Below are 18,565 nucleotides of genomic sequence, written 5' to 3'. Positions count from 1 at the left end.
GATTTAGACATTATTTCTAATAGAAGGAAAGCCTGCGAACGTGCAGGCTTTTTTCGATTATTTGATGGCAGTGCAGAAGCTGACGTCTGCATGGTGCGTTTGTGGATCGTAGCTATGATAAAGTTCGAAGCAAGGTCGACAGTCGTTTTCAATACCAGATTCAACCACTTTGCTCATCAAATCATCCCATGCTTTAGGGTATTGGCTGAATTCGGTAATTTGCTGGCGCATCACCGCATATTGACCGCCGGGGAAGTCTTGCAGCTCAATGCCTTTTGGTACTTCGGTATCTTCTGGCACCATTAGACAGATGTCAGTACGACACTTCTCGTCTGGCGTGATTTCTGGGTTATCGTGATAAATGAAGATACAGGTATTACCCGCCAAACCTTTTATCCCTGCCCATTGATACAAGCGACCTGATGGCTCTTCATAGCCTTTGCCGTAAGGGCCGTTTACGCGAATGTAAGCCAGTTTTGCTTTATCAAAGTTTTGCGTTTCCATATTGTTGCTCCATGTTGTGAGTTCAGAGTCAGTATATGAATCGCTTAGGGCTCGTTCGTTTCCATTCTTGCGCAGTGCGTGTCCAATCTTGCTGTTTCGCGCGAGTTCAGAAAATTGCTGGTAGTTTTTACAGTCGCGAAAGGCGGTTGGTGTTACGCCATAATGCTGCTTAAACGCCTTAGCTAGGCTTTGCGAACTAGAAAAGCCGTACTCTAACGCGATGTTCAGCACTGGTTGCTTTGATTTGAAAAGGTCGTCTGCTGCCGCCTCTAGCCGTAAACGTCGAATGAAGTCGGCTAATGTTTCGCCTTGTACCGCCTTAAAGGTACGGTGAAAATGATAGGGAGATAGGTTGGCTAGCGCTGCCACTTCGAGCAAATTGAGAGGAGCGTTAAAGTGCTGTTCCAGATAGCGAATAACAGGAACGAGTCGTTGGTGATAATCGACACGCATGAGAGGGGCCACCCTTGTTTGATTTGCTCAAAGCGTACCGCAACGAAGCAAGGATTCAAGGCTAGTATCGAATAAATGCGTCGTAGTCATTTATTTCTGATTGTGATGCATTCTGTTGCGGGTAGGAGAGGGTTCTTAAGATGGCTTCTCAACGGTAATTGAAATCTGTTCAGAGCGCTTAATATCCCGTCAGCTCCATATAACCTGTCCCTGAATGAGAGCCCTCAATACGCACTGGGCCTTCCCAATAAGGCACAGAAAGCGGCATTTTCGCGTTCGGGTTGAGAGCAGAAACGGTAAGCTCAATTTGCTGATTTGGAATCGACACTTGCCACTGGATTGGATACTTTCGCCCTTGGATTTCTGTTTGCTTGGTCGCCTCTAACTGAATGTCTTTTTGTGGGATAGCGATGCCAGATCCATCTTGCTGCATCAGCCTTGCGCTGGAGTAACTGGCTTGTCCTGTTTTGGAATCCCGCAATTGGAACACCACCAAGCTGGTCTCGTCACTCAACCTTAGAGCAAACCAGTCCCAGCCTTGTTGTGAGTCGAGTAAGAATTGCGAGCTCCACTCTCGATCTATCCAGCCTTTGCCCGACACTTGATGGGTTTCGCCGTCGATGGTGACTTGACCTGAGACATCAATAAACGGTTGGCTGTAGTAATACGAAGCCACCTGACCATCGGCACTTTTGGTGCTGTAACCTTGCTCGCCTTGCTTTTGATAAGGTGCGCTGCTGGTAAGCGTCAGCGAATAGCCAAACTGTTCGGAGTTAGCCTTCACAGTTGCAGGGAAGAGGTCGTTGGTTGAAGAGGTCCACTGCCAATCATCGAGATAAACTCGAAATGGTGAAGTGTCGACGCCAGCTAGAGAGGCTTGGTCACGTGACCATTTTTCATCGGCGTAGTGTTTATCCGTTGTAGTGACCGCGCTGTGCGCCATATAGATTTGCTGAGTTTGCCACTCGGTTTTCTTCACGTCATCTTCGCCCGTTGGCGGCGCAGCAGCAAAGCGAAATTGTGTCCACTGGACGCCAAGTGGGTTGCCATCTTCATCAATTAAGTTAGCGGTTAAGTACCACCATTCATGACGAAAATTCGGGTGCGCTTGATGGTCTGCCGGGAAGGTGAGTTCATTCCCTTTTTCTACGGGTGTGAATAGGTTGCTCTCGCTTTGCGTATCTCCACTGCCTAGCAACGTGCCCATATTTTGCGTGCCCATATTTTTTTGTTGGGGATCTTCACATCCAAATAGGAACAGACTGCTTATGAGTAGAGTAAGTTTGCTTGCCAACCGAACCATCACAACACCTCGCTTTGCAAACTGGATACGACAGGCTTGCTGACCAATCGCCACATCGGAATCAAGGTTGCAATCACCGCCACCAAGATGGTGATCGCCGCAATACTGAGGGCATCACTCCAATTCCACAGATAATTTAAGCTCCAACCAAAAGCGCGCAAGGTGACGATGTCTGTCAGCACATAACCCACCATGGCTCCTAAAGGTAGGGCGATAACCAGAGTAAAACTGACCAAAGCGACGATCTGTCCGACCACCATGGTCATTAATTTGCGACGACTAACACCAAGTGCATACAGCCTTGCAATGGCGGCTTTGCGCGCGTCGAGCAACATGAAGCAAGCACTGAACAAACCAATCACCGCGACCATCAAAGTCACGCCGTTGAGCGCGCGTGTAATGGCGAAAGTTTGCGAGAATATATCCAACGCGATGGATTTGATTTGCGCCTGATCGTAGAGCTGACTTGGATGCAGATTCAATTGCTCGCGCAGTTGGTCGTAGACGATTTGTGGGTCCCCCGAGACTTTAATACCAAGGCTTGTTGGCAAGTCGGTAAAGCCACTCTCTTGCCATAACTTTGGTGCTAATAAGACTTCACCGTTAGGTGAGCCGTAATCGTGGAATACCGCACCCACAAGTAGGTTCTTACTTGGAACGGCATCAAGCGTGACCTCGCTACCCAGTGACAAACTCAATTTGACCGCGGTTGGTTCACTGATGGCGACTAATTCACCTTGGTAAAAACGTAACCAGAAGTTCTCCAAATGCGATTTGAACACCATGGTTTGCTCTAAGGTGTCTTTGTCTTTGGTGCCAAGCAAAATCGGTAAGCCTTGCAGGTTATCGTCGACGTAGTATTGCTTGTAGACGGTCTCAACCTTGTCGAACTGCCCTAACGCGCGCTCTACATCAGCGATTTCTCCTTGGGCAGGACTGACGTAAATATCGGCGTGTAGCCTTTGTTCTAACCACTGTTTTAGGGTTGATTCAAAGCTGCCCACCAAGGTGTTCATCCCCATATTGGCAGTAACGGCGAGTAGCAGTGCCATCATGGCGAGAGAAAGCGGAGAAATCAGCTCGCGCAGCTCAGCAAACAGATACTGCATCAAACCAGAACTGGTGCGCTTTTCACACCAATTGGCTAATACGCTGAGTGTTCTGGGTAGATACAAAGGAATCGACACCACAAGCACGCCGAGCCACGCCATGGTGAAGCGGTGATGCTCACTCAGCCATAACCCGGCAAGTGCGAAAGCCGTCAACGCAGCACCTATCACGAACAATTGGTTGTCGTTAGAGGCTTCAGGTGCTTGATAAAATCCGCCATGAGAAGAGAGCGGTTGGCGCACTCGTTGTTTAAAGTGCTGCCAACACGCCAACAGGGTTGCGGCTAGCGTGAGCAGCACGGCTTGCGCCCACCATTGCCACTGCCAAGTGCCGGGCAGTAGTGTCGCGCCGTAAAGTTGTTCTAAAGTCAGTGCTACGGTCGGATGTAGCCAATGGCTAAGCAACATGCCCAACACAAAACCGAGGGAAGCGCCGATGGTAACGAGGATAGTGAGTTCAACTAACAGTGCAGAGAACACAATGCTCGACGCAACACCTGCCTGTTGAATTTGTACTAACAGCCGATTGCGTTTAAGCAAGCTGTACTTTACGCCGTTGTAAGCAATGAACAACCCGACTAAAAAGGCAAGTAAGCTCATCGCGGTGAGATTGAGGTGAAAGCTGTCGGTCAGCGAGCCAAGGTCTGTACTTTGGTTATTGGAAATCCATTGCCCTTGCTCACCAATGATGCTTTGCCAATTTGCTTGCGTGTCTTTATTCCCTTTATCACCCGAATGGAAAACTGCAATATAACTGAGCTGTCCTTGTTTATTGAGCAGTTGCTGAGTAAAGCCAATGTCCATCAACATTCGGCTGCCCAATTGCCAATCATCGGGTAATACCACCACTTGGGTTGGAATGTCGTCTAAAGTTAGGGTTTCTACCTCTCCTAAGTTTTGATGTTGAGATTGGCTCATCATCACGATCGGCTTGCCAGCCAAAAGCTCTGGTAAAGGTAAAGCACTGTCGAACAAAGATACGTTCTGCTGGTTTTCTGATGAATAGCGAGAACGTGAAGAGATGGCGGCAATCAACTCGCTACCTTGTACTGACCAGCGACGCCCTTGTTCGTCTCTCACTCTCCCTTCGATTATAGGTAGCGCTGCACTGAGTCCGTTTTGTCTAAGGGTGAAGTAAAGAGATTCGGGCAGATAGTTTTGCCCTGCTGGTGGAATAATTAAGTTCTGAGCTTGTGCGCTAAGCTGCTCGGTAGACTCCGCATAACTGCGCTTGGCATTGAGGTTGATGGCTTGCACCGCAACAAACAAGGTCACAGCCAGCACAATACCGATCAGAATCGCGGCGGCTTGCAGTGGTGCCTGCCGATAGTGCGCCGCAAACAGATTCAGGGCGAGTCGAATATGAGTGAATCTGGTGTTTGGTTGCTTAGCTTGCTTCATGATGTTGCTCATTTACATCGCTCTGATTTTGCGTCAGTCCGCTTTGCAAACGACCATCCTTCAAACGCCCATCTTTTAAACGTAATTGGGTTTGCATGAACTCGGCACACTCAGGGCTGTGGGTCACCAAGAGCACAGCGGTATTGCCTTGGGTGGTGATTTCATTCAACAGTTTCATCACTTCTAAGCCCGCTTTTTGGTCAAGGTTTCCTGTGGGTTCATCGGCAAGCAGAAGTTTGGGTTTGTGTGCCAATGCTCGTGCAATCGCGACGCGTTGTTGTTGACCGCCTGAAAGAGCAGAAATATGCCTCTCGAGAAGCTGGCTGATGCCTAACGTTTCGACCAGATAATCGCACCAGTCATTCCATTTCTGTTGATTCAAATTGAGAGGAAAGGCGATGTTTTTCTTTACGTTAAGAGGTGTTAAGAGGTTGAATTGCTGAAAAATAACCCCGAGTTTTTGATGGCGGAAGCGGCTCCATTGTGGGTCTTTCCAAGCAACCGTGTTATCGCCATCTAACCACAACTCACCTTCGGAAAGCGGCTCAAAGCCAGCGATGATATTGAGTAAGGTACTTTTGCCGCTGCCACTCGCCCCCGTCAGTGCGACACTCGCTCCTGAATTCAGGGTGAAGTCGACGCCTTCCAGCACACGATGGCTCTCTTTGCCATCAACAAAGCTTTTGCTGGCGTGTTTGAGTGTGACAAGTGGGCTTTCCATTTCCTCTCCCTACAATCAAAAGGTGTCGTTTCTTTTGGCAATCGCTATTGCAGTTAGTCCTTTAGAAACTTTAGACAACAATCAGATAAAAACAGCGATTTACATCGATTTCTTAATAACTTGTACTGAAAAGAAGAGGGAAGAGATTAAATGAGGAAGGGATATGACAGGCATTAAAAAAGCCCGAGTCAGACTCGAGCTTTCAAAGAAATTCAGCGTGGTCAGCTTACACGTAGTACGCTTCAACTTCGCCTTTAAGTTTGATTAGCATTGGGTTACCGAAACGGTCTTTTGCTTTAGGAGAAGCAATTTTTACCCAACCTTCGCTGATGCAGTATTCTTCTACGTCAGTACGCTCTTGGCCGTTGATACGAATACCGATTTGGTGCTCGAAGCATTCTTTGATGAAGAATGGGCTACGTGGGTTACCTGCTAGGCGATCTGGTAGAGCTGGTTTAGCTGTATCTGTCATGTTTGTGACCTAAATTCCGTAAAAAGTGCGCCATTGTAGTCAGTGCACTGTGTGTGTTCAAGATATGTTGAGAGACTTAATACTAAAGCCTTTTGAAATAATGCAAAGTTTCCCGCTTTCAAAGCGTGGAATAAAAACATGGTCTCGTTGCTCAAAGGTGTTTTGCTCTCGAAACTTCTCCTGCCACCCCTTATTTGGTTTTGAATCATGACTATACTCATTACTGGCGGTTCTAACCTTATTCATACAACTTAGTGTCTCAGAGCATGCCACTAGTCGAGAAACGATTAACAAGGAAGGGTGAATGGAGACTGTTGAACAGGTTAATAAACGTCATTTATCGGATAGAGATACTACCTCTAGCACTTCTATTTTTCTTTGTATTCTAATCGTAGTAGCTGTAATCGCTCGGTTTTTTGTTGCGTTTAATTACGAAGTAAATTGGGACGAGTTTTATTACCTATCTTTTGTGCATCGGTTTATTAACGGCGAGGTGATTAATAGTTTCCAAACCTTTCACATTCACTTCTTTACTTGGCTGAGTGGTGTATCAGATAACGATGTTGACCAGATCATTGTGGCGAGAGTCGTTATGGTGTTCTTTCAATTACTCACGGGATTTTATCTATACAAGTTATGTCGATTGTACTGCAACAAATCGGCAGCACTTTTTGCGGTGCTTGCCTATTTTTCTTTTGTTTATAATGTTCGTATGGGGGCCAGTTTTCGTACTGATCCTATCGCGACATGTATGATTATGGCGGCGCTGTATTATGTGTTTAGTACAACATTTTCTTGGCGTGTATCCATTCTTGCTGGTGTCCTTACGGCTGTCGCCTTGCTCGTCACTTTAAAGACCGCTCTGTATATCCCGACTTTTATAGGCATAGTTTTAACCTCGCTTTATTGGTCGCGAAATCGTAAGCGTTATTTTAGGCAAGTTCTCATGTATGGAGTCGCAATACTGGTTGCCTTTGCGATGCTATACAGTTGGCATTACTTCTCTATACATGGAGCGAGTTCGGTTGGTGATGCAGGAACGATGTTCGGTGCTGCGGATAAGACACTAAACCAGCGCGAGCTTTTTCCTCGATTGTTTTACTTTGTTCATTCAGTTTCGACGAACTCATGGTATTGGGTAGCTCTTTTCATTGGTATTGGTACTGCTGTTTATGCGTGTTTTTCGCAAAAGCTATTAAGCCGTGAGTCATCGATTAAGTTTTTGTGCCTAAGTTTATTACTCTTCACTTTGCTCTTTTATCGCAACGCTTTCCCATACTATTACGCTTTTATGCTTGCTCCAGTGAGTGCTTTGTTTGCTGTGGCTTGGGTTGGTATCCAGAATTTCACTAACGCAAGAGTTGCACAATTTTTTAATTTTATTGTTCCTTGCTTGTTTGCGGTATCCATTGTGGTGAATGGTTTTGTTTTACCGATAAAAAGCAACTTGGCCTACCAGCGTCAGTTTCTTGATGAAATACATAAAATCTTTCCTCAGCCTGTTGCTTATATTGATCGATGCTCCATGGTTCCGACTTTTTCAAAACAAGGTTTTTTCATGAGTACGTGGGGCTACGAAGATTATATTGCGAGAAACATCCCCGTTATTCGCAATGCTATAGAGCAAGACAATCCGGCTTTTGTACTGGTTAATTCGCACTATTTAGATGTGTTTGGCCCTGACAAAAACGATAAAGGGCTATTAAGGCAAGATATTCAAGCGTTAAGGCAGAACTACATTCATCACTGGTCGCACCTGTATGTTGCAGGAAAGACGTTTGAACTGACGCCCAACTCTCTTAATCGGGAAGTTATGGTCAACATAGAGGGCCTATATACGCTTGAAGCTAGCAATAGTCTTATGATTAATGGCAAGGTTTGGTTGGCAGGTCAAGCTCGATACTTGGCGCGGGGGGGCTATGAATTAGCGTCGAAAGAGCCAGGTAAAGTCGTTCTGCGTTGGGGAGATAACCTGTACCGACCTCGCAACCTTGAAGAGAAGCAGAGGTTATTTACCGGCTTCTAATACGCACAGTAATGTTGATTCAGAACATGAGGAGCAAGCATGAAGTTAATTGTTCAAATTCCGTGCTTTAACGAAGCGGACAATATTGCTGATGTTATTCGCTCAATACCAAAGCGCGTTGATGGTATCGCTAAGATAGAGATTCTAATCATCGATGATGGCTCTACGGATGGTACTTCAGAAGTCGCACGCAAGTGTGGTGTTGAGCACATTATTACTAACCAGGGCAATAAGGGGCTTGCTTACTCATTTCGAAGAGGGATTGAGGAGTGCCTTCGTCTTCATGCTGATATCATTGTGAACACCGATGGCGATAATCAATATAATGGGGCCGATATTCCGCACTTGGTTAAGCCTATTATCGAGCACAAAGCAGAAATTGTTGTTGGTGACCGAGGAGGGTATAGCAATACACATTTCTCTGTATTTAAACGATGTTTACAAGTGTCGGGGAGCTTTATTATTGCCAAAGCGACGGGATTGGATGTTAAAGATGCTGTGAGTGGTTTTCGCGCAATATCGAGAAGTGCGGCACAACAACTTAATATCGTATCGGATTTTAGCTACACAATAGAAATGTTGATTCAAGCAAGTGCAAAAAGGATTGGTGTGGTTTCGGTGCCAATCCGAACTAATGAAAAAACGCGAGAGTCCCGTCTGTTTAAGAGCATTCCGCAGTTTCTAAAAATGTCGCTCTCTACTTTGGTCAGGGTTTATACCATGTACCGACCTCTGCAAGTGTTTTTGTTTATTGGCTCGGTGGCGATGATTTGTGGTGTGATTCCCATTATGCGATTCCTGTATTTCTTTTTAAATGGAGCGGGAGATGGCCATATTCAGTCATTGGTCTTGGGGTCAACGCTACTTATCTTGGGTTTCATCACTTTATTGATGGGGTTGGTGGCCGATCTAATAGGGTTCAATCGAAAACTGACCGAAAAAGTATTGCATCGAATTGAGGTGCTGGAAGAAAAACTGGAGCATCGGGAAAAGTCGCCCACTTATCAGTTTGAAACCAAGCGAAAACGATCTGGAGAGTAATAGCGAGTTACCTCGATACTTTAAAGAAGTGAGTTATTTGATACGGCTTGCTTAGGCCTAAATAAACTCGAGATAGCGAAGAACAACATATCTCCTAGAACCGTGACGATTCTGGAAATAAGGACGGCAACTAAGAGTGTATCTTCAATACTCGGCGAATCTAGGAGTGTTATTAAAACAGCCTCTCGGACACCCAACCCCGCAGGAGAGCCTGGGGTGGCAAACCCTATTAACCATGCGATGATGAAGTAACAAGATGTTTTTAAAAATGTCTCTAAAGTTGGAGTTAGATTGTCGTTTAGCGTAAAAAATATGAGTGAGAAAATACCGCCCGATACCAAAAAAAAGCAAAGATACAGCCCACAAGCTTTTAGGTAATTGCGACTGGCTATCAAGCTTAATATTGATCCGGTGATCACGATAAGTCCAGCGAATAAAGTCATCTCGTACCCCATTAAACTAGGGAAGTACTCATTCAGCAGAAAGACGCCAAACGAACCAGCCGCAATACCCATCAACCCTATTTCCCATAAGGTCGATTTCAGTAATACATTATTCTTAATTCCGTGTTGTACGCCAATTACTTGTCGGCTAGCGAATTGGAAAATGTTTCCAGGTAGATACTTAGCAATTTGAGATCCGCCAAACACCCAAATGGCAGTTGATGCAGACAAAGTATATTCACTGTTCGCGACTAAAAGTCGCCACGCCATAGAAAGAACATAATTGCCAAAGGCGTAGAGGCCTATGCAAAAAATAAATACCAGATAGGAGTAAGAGGGAATATCCTGAATATTCAGTTGCTGCGAGTATGTAGAGAGCTTGATTAATACAAAGGCGATGGAAAAAATAGTAATGATTCGCCCAACCCAACTTAATATGAATTTACTCTTATTATGTTTCATGATTCACACGCTGGCATAAAACCATGGTCCAAGGAATGGGAGAGCGTACTTCGAGAATCTCAAAGTGTTGATTGAGCAAAGTCAGAAAGGCATTCTTGGACCAGTGTTGGATATGTCCGGGAGTATTGCCCCAACGGTTTAAATATTTACCTCTTGCCATGTTTAACGCACACCACAACGGCTCTCTTGGCACACTAAAAATGTAATAGTCAGTATCGAGATCTTGCAATGTTGCTAGTGCTTGCTCGGGATGCTCTAGGTGTTCCAAGACCTCACAACAAACAACAAGGTCAGCAGAATCAGTCTTTCTAGCAACGTCATACACACTTTTTTGTTCAAACAAAATGTCTTCCAAGTTGCGTGCTTGGGCATTGTCTCTTGCTAGTTGAATCACTTGTTGGGAGAAGTCACTCCCTTTCACACGGATCCCTTGTTGATGCCATTTAAGTGCCCAGACTCCTTCTCCGCAGCCGATTTCGTGTATCGACTTTGGTGTGACCATATCAACCAGTTGCGATAAATGATGATCGAAATTGCTCATCATTTTTCTGGCGATGGGGTTCTGAGTATTGTATTTGTCGTAATAGTTTCCGACAGGGATCCCCTGCTCTTCGATACCTTTAGATATTTTCATGGCGTACTCAAATAAATTATCTCAAATGGCCAGGAAGTTCTTCTATTGATGAACTATGTTCTTCAGCCAACCATCTGACTTACAAAGCGTTACGCTTCCCTCTAGTAGAGTGTAGGATAATTTATTGTTTTGTTTGCCTCGTTAGAAAAATTCTACAACCCCTTTAAATACTGCGCGTTGGCTGTTGGTTGAATCATGTCATTCAGCGTTTGGATGGTTTGTTCGCTGTGTTCTTCAAGTAGAGCTAAGAACGCGTCAATCAACTCAGGTTTGCTTGCTGAGACTTTCGTTTCGGTCTGGATATCACGCAGATCGATCAACACATCGCTAAACAATTGCGGCAGATCGTGCAGCACTTGCAGGTTTAAGACGTTGTGTTCGCTGTAGATCGAATTGTGGCTGCCTTTCTGTTTTTGCACCACGTAAGGATTGTCTTTTAAGTTGATGATAGACGTGCGTTTATCACAGCGTTTCAAACAACCTTTGTTGACCTTCACCTTACGGCATCCTTCGGTTTGTTGGAACAAACATTGGCGGCTCGTGAGTAGGGTATTTGGATGATAAATGCTGTAGAAGCTGCGCATGTTTTGCGGACGCTTGATATGGCGCATCTGCTTCATATTCAGCTCGTTAGAAACAAATGCGCCACTTGCCGCGAACTCATCTTGAAGGCATTTAAACGCGTATGAGTTCACCGTGTTCATTTGTGGGCCTGCCACCCAGCCTAAGCCGAGCTCTTTTGCGATCATGCCGACGCCTGAGTTGTTGGTGATCAACAACTCAGGTTGGATGGTTTCCAAAAATACGCGCGCGGCTTGGTAGTCTTCGCCAATCAAAATGGCAGGAAACCAAGGTTTGAGCATTGGGTTGGCTTGGAACAATTCTATCATCGCGCTCAGTTCACCAGACAATCCCATTGGCAATTGATAGTAAACATCAACGTCGTGGTATTCGCACAGCATGGCTTCTTGTGCTGACGAGATCAGAACCGATAATTTTGGTGCACCCTGGCGAGGTTCTGGTTGAGGTAACGCTGGCAGAGTTGGCACATCAATCGACCCTTTCAAGCTGCTGCCGGATACTTGTGTCGAAGCGACATCGAACGACTTAGTTTGCTCAGCCACTTTCTCAATGATCGCGGTTTTGTCGTCGTAGAGTTTCTTTTTCACCGCTTGCACATCATCAGCAGACTGGCATTGATAAACCTTCGAAAAATGTTTTACAGCGTGGTCGCGCGGGTTGTCGATGTACATCGCCTTGCCGAAATCACCTTGCAAAAATGCGTTGGAGAAATCACGGTTGAACACCGTGTATAACTCGGTGGTGTCTTCAGAGAGTTCCAAACCCTCGCACAAGCGATCGATTTGCTGACGCCAATTGTCGACCACGGTATAGACGTAGTGCGATTTCTTGATTCGCCCTTCTACTTTTAAAGAATACACTCCAGCATCGGCAAGCGCTTCCAAGTCCCCAAAGGCGGAGTTGTCTTTCATATTGAGTGGGTAGTTGTTGTCCGTTTTGGTCGTTTCGTACTGTTCGCGACAAGGTTGACTGCAGCGTCCACGGTTTCCTGATGCGCCATTGCGAGCGGAACTGATGTAGCAAATTCCGGAGAATCCGATGCAGTATGAGCCGTGGACAAACACTTCCATCATTACGTTGTGCTCGCGACCAAATTGCGCCAGATGTTTTATTTCATCGATGTTAAGTTCGCGAGATAAGTTTACTCGGCTTGCGGTGAGCTGGTTGAGAAAGAGGATCTGGCCTTCGTTATGCGTGTTTAATTGCGTTGAAGCGTGCACATCCAAATCGGGAAAGTGATGTTTGAGAATGTAGGCCAGACCGAGATCTTGCACGATCACGCCATCGATTTTGGTGGTGTTCAGTTGGCTGAGTAAGCGAACAATCGCCGGAATTTCACTTTCTAAAATCAGCACATTCAACGTTAGGAAAATCTTACAGCTGTGCTGGTGGGCTAACGTTAACACGCCATTTAAGTTATCCAAGGTGAGGTTGGTCGCTCGGTTACGAGCATTAAAGCGGTCGAGCCCACAGTAAATTGCATCGGCGCCAGCGGCAATGGCGGCTTTGATGGAATCTAAATCACCACCGGGTGCTAATAACTCAAATTGATCGCGTGTCACTACTTTTCTCTTTCTTACTAAAATAGGCGGCAAATGTTACGTATTTCACGCTTTTGATGCTCAGCTAGTTAACGCTTTATTAATCTGAATCAATTAATCCGTGTTACACGGTCGACTCTTGAGTGGGTAGAGTGCAATTCGCGATAGTGGGATCTGACTTCTATAGTTTTCCTACACTTGGTTTTTCTATATCTAGTTTTCGACTCAGAGAGAGGAAGGGACGACAAATGAAAAAAGTAATCATCGGGTTGGTCGTGGCGTTGACGTCATTGAGTGCGTTGGCTGGGGAGGGTGTGGTAACCGTTGCGAGCACGCATTCAGCAAAAGATACGGCGGATAAATTTGTCGCTATCGCGCAAGAAAAAGGGTTGAACGTCTTTGCGCGCATTAACCATCAAGAGAACGCCACGAAATTCGATATGACGTTGCGACCAACCGAAGTTATCGTGTTTGGGAACCCTAAAGTGGGCACGCCACTGATGATCTGTGCGCAGGAAGTGGCGCTCGATTTACCCCAAAAAGTGTTGGTGTATGAAGATGCTGAAGGCAAAACGTGGTTAGCTTACAACGATCCGATGTATTTAAAACAGCGCCATCATATTGAAGGCTGCGACGAGGTATTGAACAAAATCAGCGGCGTGCTGGGCAATTTAACCAACGCGGCGGCGAAGTAGGGCTGGTTATTGGCTTCGCTTTTTTAACTCCGAAAACGAAAAAGCCAACCTCACAAGGAGGTTGGCAAATCTTACCTATATTGGGGGAGGTAAGATCAGGAGGTGGCGAGTACGCTGTGCACTTCTGACTTAATTGAGTCAGACTGCGTACCGAAAATCGCTTGTAAACTGTCGCCAATCACTAAAACATCTCGCGCGCCGAGTGCTTTTAGCTTAGCAACATCAACGTTGGCAATGTCTTTCACCGAGACACGCAGACGGGTGATACACGCATCGACTGACTTGATATTGGCTTTACCGCCCAATGCAGCCACGACATCCACCGCAATTTCATCAGGTTGTCCGGCGATCTTCACTTCTGCAATGTCGGTTTCGCGACCCGGCGTTTTTAGATCCAACTTCACAATTAGGAATCGGAACAAGCCGTAGTACAGCGTCGCCCAGATTGGACCAATGATGATGAACATCCACGCGTTGCTCGACATTGGGTAGTAAAGGAAGAACTGGATCGCGCCGTGCGCAAAGTCCGTACTGTGTTTGATTTCCAAAAATGCGGTGATCGCAAACGCAATACCGGTAAGGAAAATATGGATTACGTACAGCACTGGCGCGACGAATAGGAAGGTAAATTCGATTGGCTCTGTGATACCCGTTAACCAAGAGGTAAACGCCGCAGACATCATCAAACCGCCGACGATTTTCTTGCGCTCAGGAGACGCGCAGTGGTAAATCGCCAGTGCCGCTGCTGGTAGCGCCCACATGGAGTACATAAAGCCACCAGACAGATAACCTGCGGTTTTATCGCCAGCGAAGAAGCGAGTGAGCTCACCAGTAAACTCTTTGCCAGTTTCTGGGTCTACATAGCTGCCAACTTCGAAGAAGAACGGCGCATTCCAGATGTGGTGCAAACCAACAGGGAGTAATGAACGTTCGCCCGCGCCGTATACCGCCCACGCGAGTACCGGGTTTTGGTACGCTGCCCAATGAGAGAATGCATCAAGAAGTTGTCCGACAGGTGGCCATGCAAACGCGAGAATCGCACCAACGACGATCGCCGATAAACCGGTGATAATGGGCACAAATCGCTTACCCGCGAAGAAGCCCAAATATTCCGGCAGTTTGATGTTGTAGAAGCGGTTGTACATGATTGCCGCGACCGCACCGATAAAGATGCCGCCAAACACCCCAGTTTGCAGCGTCTCAACACCCATGATGGTGGCGTCAGTTTCTAAGCCACGCAAGCCTGTCACGATACCGAGCGATGCGTTCATAATAATTAGGCCAACTAAGCCAGCGAGCGCCGCGGCACCGTCATTACCTTTTGATAACCCGAGCGCCACACCGACCGCAAACATCAACTGCATGTTGCCGAACACGCCTTCACCGGCGGCGAGCATCACTTTGTTGACCGCGTCTGGAATAAACGCAAACCCCGCATTACCAATCCCCAGCATCAAGCCGGCCACCGGTAACACCGCCACAGGCAGCATCAACGACCGCCCTATTTTTTGTAGTTGTCCAAATATACTTGCAAACATGGTTTCCTCCTGACGAATGCCAGTGTTGTAGGACCTGATTCCTTCAGGTCATGTTGTTTCACGTAAGGTCAGAATGATCATAGCGAGCAAGGCGGCGCCTAAGGTTACAAAAGGCAATCAGTTTGTAAGTGGCCGCTTACAAATCTCTTACACCGAGAAGTGAAAATTGTAATCGGCTCGATTGTGAATGTGCGTTTAAGAATGCATCATATTGGCCAGCGCCAAACTCAGGGACGGACACAGGGAAAGTAGGATGGAAAACAAGCAGATACTGGTCGTCGATGACAACCTCGACCTTCGCGAAGCGTTGTCAGATTACCTTGGCCGCGCTGGGTTTGAAGTGCTTTGCGCAGAAAACGGCGGCGTGATGTGGCAGCTGCTCAACGATCACCATCCTGATTTGATCATCCTCGATATTATGATGCCCGGTGAAGACGGCTTTACCCTGTGCCAGAAACTGCGCAAAAACTCCGATATCCCGATCATCATGCTGACCGCCGTCACTGAAGAAGCCGACCGAGTCGCAGGGCTAGAAATGGGCGCTGACGACTACATCACCAAATCATTCAGCCCGCGTGAACTGCTCGCGCGCATCAAAACCATTCTGAGACGCAGCCAATCGACCGCCAATAGCAAACTGACGCGTAAAGTGCGTTTTGACGATTGGTTGTTGGATACCGTAACCCGGCAACTGACCCACATTGCTAGCCGCGAGGTCAAGCAACTGAGTGGCGCGGATTTGTCGCTGCTCGGTTTGTTCGTCAACCACGCGCAATCAATATTGTCTCGCGATGACATTGCGCGCGAGATCTGGGGACGCGATGCCGACCCGTTTGAACGCGGCATTGACGTGCAGATCAGCCGCTTGCGTCATCACCTTGAAGATAAAGACCGCTCGCTGATCCTAACGGTGCGCAATAAAGGCTACATGCTGACCACGGACGTGCACTATGAGAATTAAACGCTGGACGGGATCACTGGTCGTTCGTACCAGTGTGTTCTTGTTGTTGGTGATCATTCTGGCGCAGGTATTATCCGGGATAATCTGGTATCAACACGCCAGCGAACGCGATAAAGAAGGCCTGACCACCACGGTCAAAAGCTTAGCACTGAGCGCTTCTTCCACCATCGCTTTCTTTCAAACCCTCCCTTCGGAATACCGCCACTTGGTGCTCAATCAACTACGCAACATGGGTGGTACGCGCTTTTTCGTCTCACTCAATAATCACCAGATTGAGGTCGACCCACTGCCAGAGAGCGAGCGCAAAACGTTGGTTATCAACCAAGTTCGCGAGGTATTAGAAAGCGAGCTGAGCGGCATTCCTAATATTGAGGTGGAGTTCACCCAGCGCGACAAACTCAAAGTGTTCAACAACGAGCTACCTATCGATGAACTGCCACTATTGTGGGCGCATTATTCGCTTTCGTTTGGTGACCTCAACCCACCGATTCTGGTGATGCAGGTCGAAGTCGCACAGAACGAATGGTTTTATCTCGCGGCGGTCCTACCCGCGCCTTACATCAACCTAGAGACTAACTATTTTGAGCTGCGCCAATGGCTGACGCTATTGGTGTCCGCGCTAATGCTGTTGCTGTGTACCTGGTTTATCGTTCGCAAAGAAATTCAACCCATTCGAGAGCTGGCAAAAGCCGCAACCCTGATGTCGAGCCGATTAGACGTGCCCGAAGTCTCTGAGCGAGGCAGTAACGAACTGAAAGCGGCAGTACGTGCGTTTAACAAAATGAATCGACGCATCGACAGCCACATTAAAGACCGCGAGATGCTGTTCAGTGCCATTTCACACGATCTGAAAACGCCAATAGCCTGCCTAAAACTGCGGGCGGAAATGCTAGATGACGACGCCGACCGAGAACGCTTTATCCGCCTGAGTAACGACCTAGACTTGATGGTCAAAGGCGCATTGCAATGCATTAAAGAGACCGATATCCACGAGGAAATCGAGCCGATCAATTTCACCCAACTGATTCAGCACATTTCCGCCAATATCGCCGATGCGCCGGACACAATTCGCATCCACGGTGAAATCCGCACCCACTTTGCTGGTAAACCGTTAGCGATTAAGCGCTGCATTCAGAATCTGGTCGATAACGCGCTCAAATACGGCCATCAAGCGGACATTACGCTGAGTGAAAGCCCAGAGTCGATCCAGATTGAAATTGAAGATCACGGTGATGGTGTTGACGATTTATTACTTGAAAAGCTCTGCCAGCCATACTTCCGCGCTAGCAACGATAAAGAAGGCAGTGGGCTGGGATTAACCATTTCACAGAGCATTGCAAAGGCTCACGGAGGCAACTTGTTGCTGAGCCATTCTCAGTTTGGCGGCCTCTGCGCCACACTGACTTTCCCGAGAGACTGACTATGAACAAACTGGCATTCTTGTTCCCACTGTTGCTCGCCCCTTGCGTCGCTCACGCTGAGTCGCCACAAGGGGTAGAGTTTTTACATTGGTGGACTTCTGACGGCGAGCAGCAAGCGCTGCAAACACTTAAAGCTCAGCTAAAACGGCACGATATTGAGCTGCTGCAAAGTCCGGTGTTAGGCGGTGGTGGTGACAGCGCGATGACGGTACTGCAAGCTCGCGCGCTGGCGGGCAATCCACCGAGCTTCGCGCAAATCGAAGGGCCAAGTATTAAAGCGTGGGATGCCATCGGTATTTTGCACAACGTCAACGCGGTGGCCGATGAGCAGCGCTGGGACGAGGTGCTCTACCCGCTGTCTATCGAAATCAATAAAACACAAAACGGCTATATCGCCCTGCCACTTACGCTGCACCGTTTGAACTGGTTGTGGGTCAACCACAAGCTGCTTAAACAGCTGAATCTGTCCGCGCCGAAAAACTGGCAAGAGATGTTCGCTGCCATGGAGCTTGCTAAGCACAATGGCATCGTACCGATCGCGGTCGGTGAGCAGCCATGGCAAGTCGCCCAACTTTTCGAGAACTTAGTGATCTCCACTGGCGGCGTTGAGTTCTACACCAATGCAATGGTTAAACTTGAACGCAACAGCATCGACAGCGAAACACTGCGCCAAGCACTGACGCAATTTCGTCGCCTGAGTTTGTTGATCGACAACCAATTACCTGACAGTAAGTGGGATACGGCGACCCAAGCGCTAGCCGACGGTCAGGCGCTGTTTCAAATCGGCGGTGATTGGATTTTGGGTGAGCTGCTCGCCAATCAAGTCTCAGTTCCGCAAGAGGTCGGCTGTTACCCAACACCTGACAGCGATGGTGTATTCCTCTACAACATGGACAGTTTGGTGTTTATGTCGAGCAAGTCGTTTTCTGCCGAGGCGGCTCAGCAAACCGCAAGCGCGCTGGCAGACGTCGAGTTTCAAGCTAAGTTCAATAAGATAAAAGGCTCGATTCCGGTACGCACCGATATCGACATCAGCGATTTTAATCCGTGTCAGGTCCAGTCATATCAAGACTTTCACTACGGCGTTAAACACAACCTCGCTGTGCCGAGTATGATTGATTCGATGGCGGTCAATCCGGTTGCTCAGCAAGCGATAAACTCGGAAATCTTCCGTTTTTACCGCAATCCCAATATGGAACCCGACGAGCTGATAAAACGCATTATTGCTATTTCGCAAAGCGGTTAATGGCAATGAATT

15 protein-coding genes are annotated in these 18,565 nt (G+C 47.3%); 6 read left to right on the top strand and 9 right to left on the bottom strand.

What is annotated here, in order from left to right:
• Positions 1 to 57 precede the first annotated feature (57 nt).
• From R2S67_RS02225 to R2S67_RS02205, 5 genes are all read right to left on the bottom strand, one after another.
• Positions 58 to 957, bottom strand: a complete 900-nt coding sequence (locus R2S67_RS02225) for a GyrI-like domain-containing protein (protein WP_182019654.1) — start codon at positions 955 to 957, stop codon at positions 58 to 60.
• A gap of 178 nt (positions 958 to 1,135) precedes the next feature.
• On the bottom strand, positions 1,136 to 2,260 hold the full coding sequence (locus tag R2S67_RS02220) for a lipocalin-like domain-containing protein (protein ID WP_317341951.1): 1,125 nt from the start codon (positions 2,258 to 2,260) through the stop codon (positions 1,136 to 1,138).
• The gene (locus R2S67_RS02215) at positions 2,260 to 4,770 is read right to left on the bottom strand and encodes an ABC transporter permease (protein ID WP_317341949.1); all 2,511 of its coding nucleotides are present in this window, start codon (positions 4,768 to 4,770) and stop codon (positions 2,260 to 2,262) included. The genes R2S67_RS02220 and R2S67_RS02215 overlap by 1 nt, the downstream gene beginning before the upstream one ends.
• Positions 4,757 to 5,491 carry an ABC transporter ATP-binding protein gene (locus R2S67_RS02210; protein ID WP_317341948.1) on the bottom strand — a complete coding sequence of 245 codons (735 nt, stop codon included), beginning with the start codon at positions 5,489 to 5,491 and terminating at the stop codon, positions 4,757 to 4,759. The genes R2S67_RS02215 and R2S67_RS02210 overlap by 14 nt, the downstream gene beginning before the upstream one ends.
• Positions 5,492 to 5,717: 226 nt before the next feature.
• Positions 5,718 to 5,963 (bottom strand): DUF3297 family protein, encoded by a 246-nt coding sequence (locus R2S67_RS02205; protein WP_005374689.1) that lies wholly within the window; start codon positions 5,961 to 5,963, stop codon positions 5,718 to 5,720.
• 304 nt (positions 5,964 to 6,267) lie between these two features.
• Between R2S67_RS02205 and R2S67_RS02200 the strand changes: the two genes are divergently transcribed.
• Together R2S67_RS02200 and R2S67_RS02195 are read left to right on the top strand one after the other, a co-directional pair.
• On the top strand, positions 6,268 to 7,989 hold the full coding sequence (locus tag R2S67_RS02200; protein ID WP_317341938.1) for an ArnT family glycosyltransferase: 1,722 nt from the start codon (positions 6,268 to 6,270) through the stop codon (positions 7,987 to 7,989).
• A 39-nt stretch (positions 7,990 to 8,028) separates the two neighbouring features.
• On the top strand, positions 8,029 to 9,030 hold the full coding sequence (locus tag R2S67_RS02195; protein WP_317341936.1) for a glycosyltransferase family 2 protein: 1,002 nt from the start codon (positions 8,029 to 8,031) through the stop codon (positions 9,028 to 9,030).
• 20 nt (positions 9,031 to 9,050) lie between these two features.
• Here the strand turns inward: R2S67_RS02195 and R2S67_RS02190 are convergent, their stop codons facing one another.
• From R2S67_RS02190 to R2S67_RS02180, 3 genes are all read right to left on the bottom strand, one after another.
• Positions 9,051 to 9,935 (bottom strand): hypothetical protein, encoded by an 885-nt coding sequence (locus tag R2S67_RS02190; protein WP_317341934.1) that lies wholly within the window; start codon positions 9,933 to 9,935, stop codon positions 9,051 to 9,053.
• A complete protein-coding gene (locus R2S67_RS02185) occupies positions 9,925 to 10,569 on the bottom strand; it encodes a class I SAM-dependent methyltransferase (protein WP_317341932.1) in 645 nt (214 codons plus the stop codon). Before R2S67_RS02185 ends, R2S67_RS02190 begins: the two co-directional genes overlap by 11 nt.
• Before the next feature lie 152 nt (positions 10,570 to 10,721).
• The gene (locus R2S67_RS02180) at positions 10,722 to 12,713 is read right to left on the bottom strand and encodes a U32 family peptidase (RefSeq protein ID WP_317341930.1); all 1,992 of its coding nucleotides are present in this window, start codon (positions 12,711 to 12,713) and stop codon (positions 10,722 to 10,724) included.
• A 227-nt stretch (positions 12,714 to 12,940) separates the two neighbouring features.
• On the opposite strand from R2S67_RS02180, the gene R2S67_RS02175 reads away from it, so the two are divergent.
• Positions 12,941 to 13,387 carry a DUF302 domain-containing protein gene (locus tag R2S67_RS02175; protein ID WP_005395563.1) on the top strand — a complete coding sequence of 149 codons (447 nt, stop codon included), beginning with the start codon at positions 12,941 to 12,943 and terminating at the stop codon, positions 13,385 to 13,387.
• 95 nt (positions 13,388 to 13,482) lie between these two features.
• Here the strand turns inward: R2S67_RS02175 and ptsG are convergent, their stop codons facing one another.
• Positions 13,483 to 14,925, bottom strand: coding sequence for a glucose-specific PTS transporter subunit IIBC (ptsG, locus tag R2S67_RS02170; protein ID WP_317341928.1), 1,443 nt, complete (start codon positions 14,923 to 14,925; stop codon positions 13,483 to 13,485).
• Between the two features lie 253 nt (positions 14,926 to 15,178).
• Between ptsG and R2S67_RS02165 the strand changes: the two genes are divergently transcribed.
• Genes R2S67_RS02165 through R2S67_RS02155 form a run of 3 tightly spaced genes read left to right on the top strand, consistent with a single transcriptional unit; the run spans position 15,179 to position 18,553 of the window.
• Positions 15,179 to 15,886 (top strand): response regulator, encoded by a 708-nt coding sequence (locus R2S67_RS02165; RefSeq protein WP_031850184.1) that lies wholly within the window; start codon positions 15,179 to 15,181, stop codon positions 15,884 to 15,886.
• Positions 15,876 to 17,306: an ATP-binding protein gene (locus tag R2S67_RS02160; RefSeq protein WP_140215248.1), complete on the top strand. Its 1,431-nt coding sequence runs from the start codon at positions 15,876 to 15,878 to the stop codon at positions 17,304 to 17,306. The genes R2S67_RS02165 and R2S67_RS02160 overlap by 11 nt, the downstream gene beginning before the upstream one ends.
• A 2-nt stretch (positions 17,307 to 17,308) precedes the next feature.
• Entirely contained in the window at positions 17,309 to 18,553 is a 1,245-nt protein-coding gene (locus R2S67_RS02155; RefSeq protein ID WP_317341924.1) for an ABC transporter substrate-binding protein, read from the top strand.
• The last annotated feature ends 12 nt before the right edge of the window (positions 18,554 to 18,565 follow it).

This window comes from Vibrio sp. T13N, assembly GCF_032970445.1.
Classification (GTDB): domain Bacteria; phylum Pseudomonadota; class Gammaproteobacteria; order Enterobacterales; family Vibrionaceae; genus Vibrio; species Vibrio diabolicus.
Note: the sequence above shows the minus strand (reverse complement) of the source record. Positions and strands in the feature narration are given on the sequence as shown.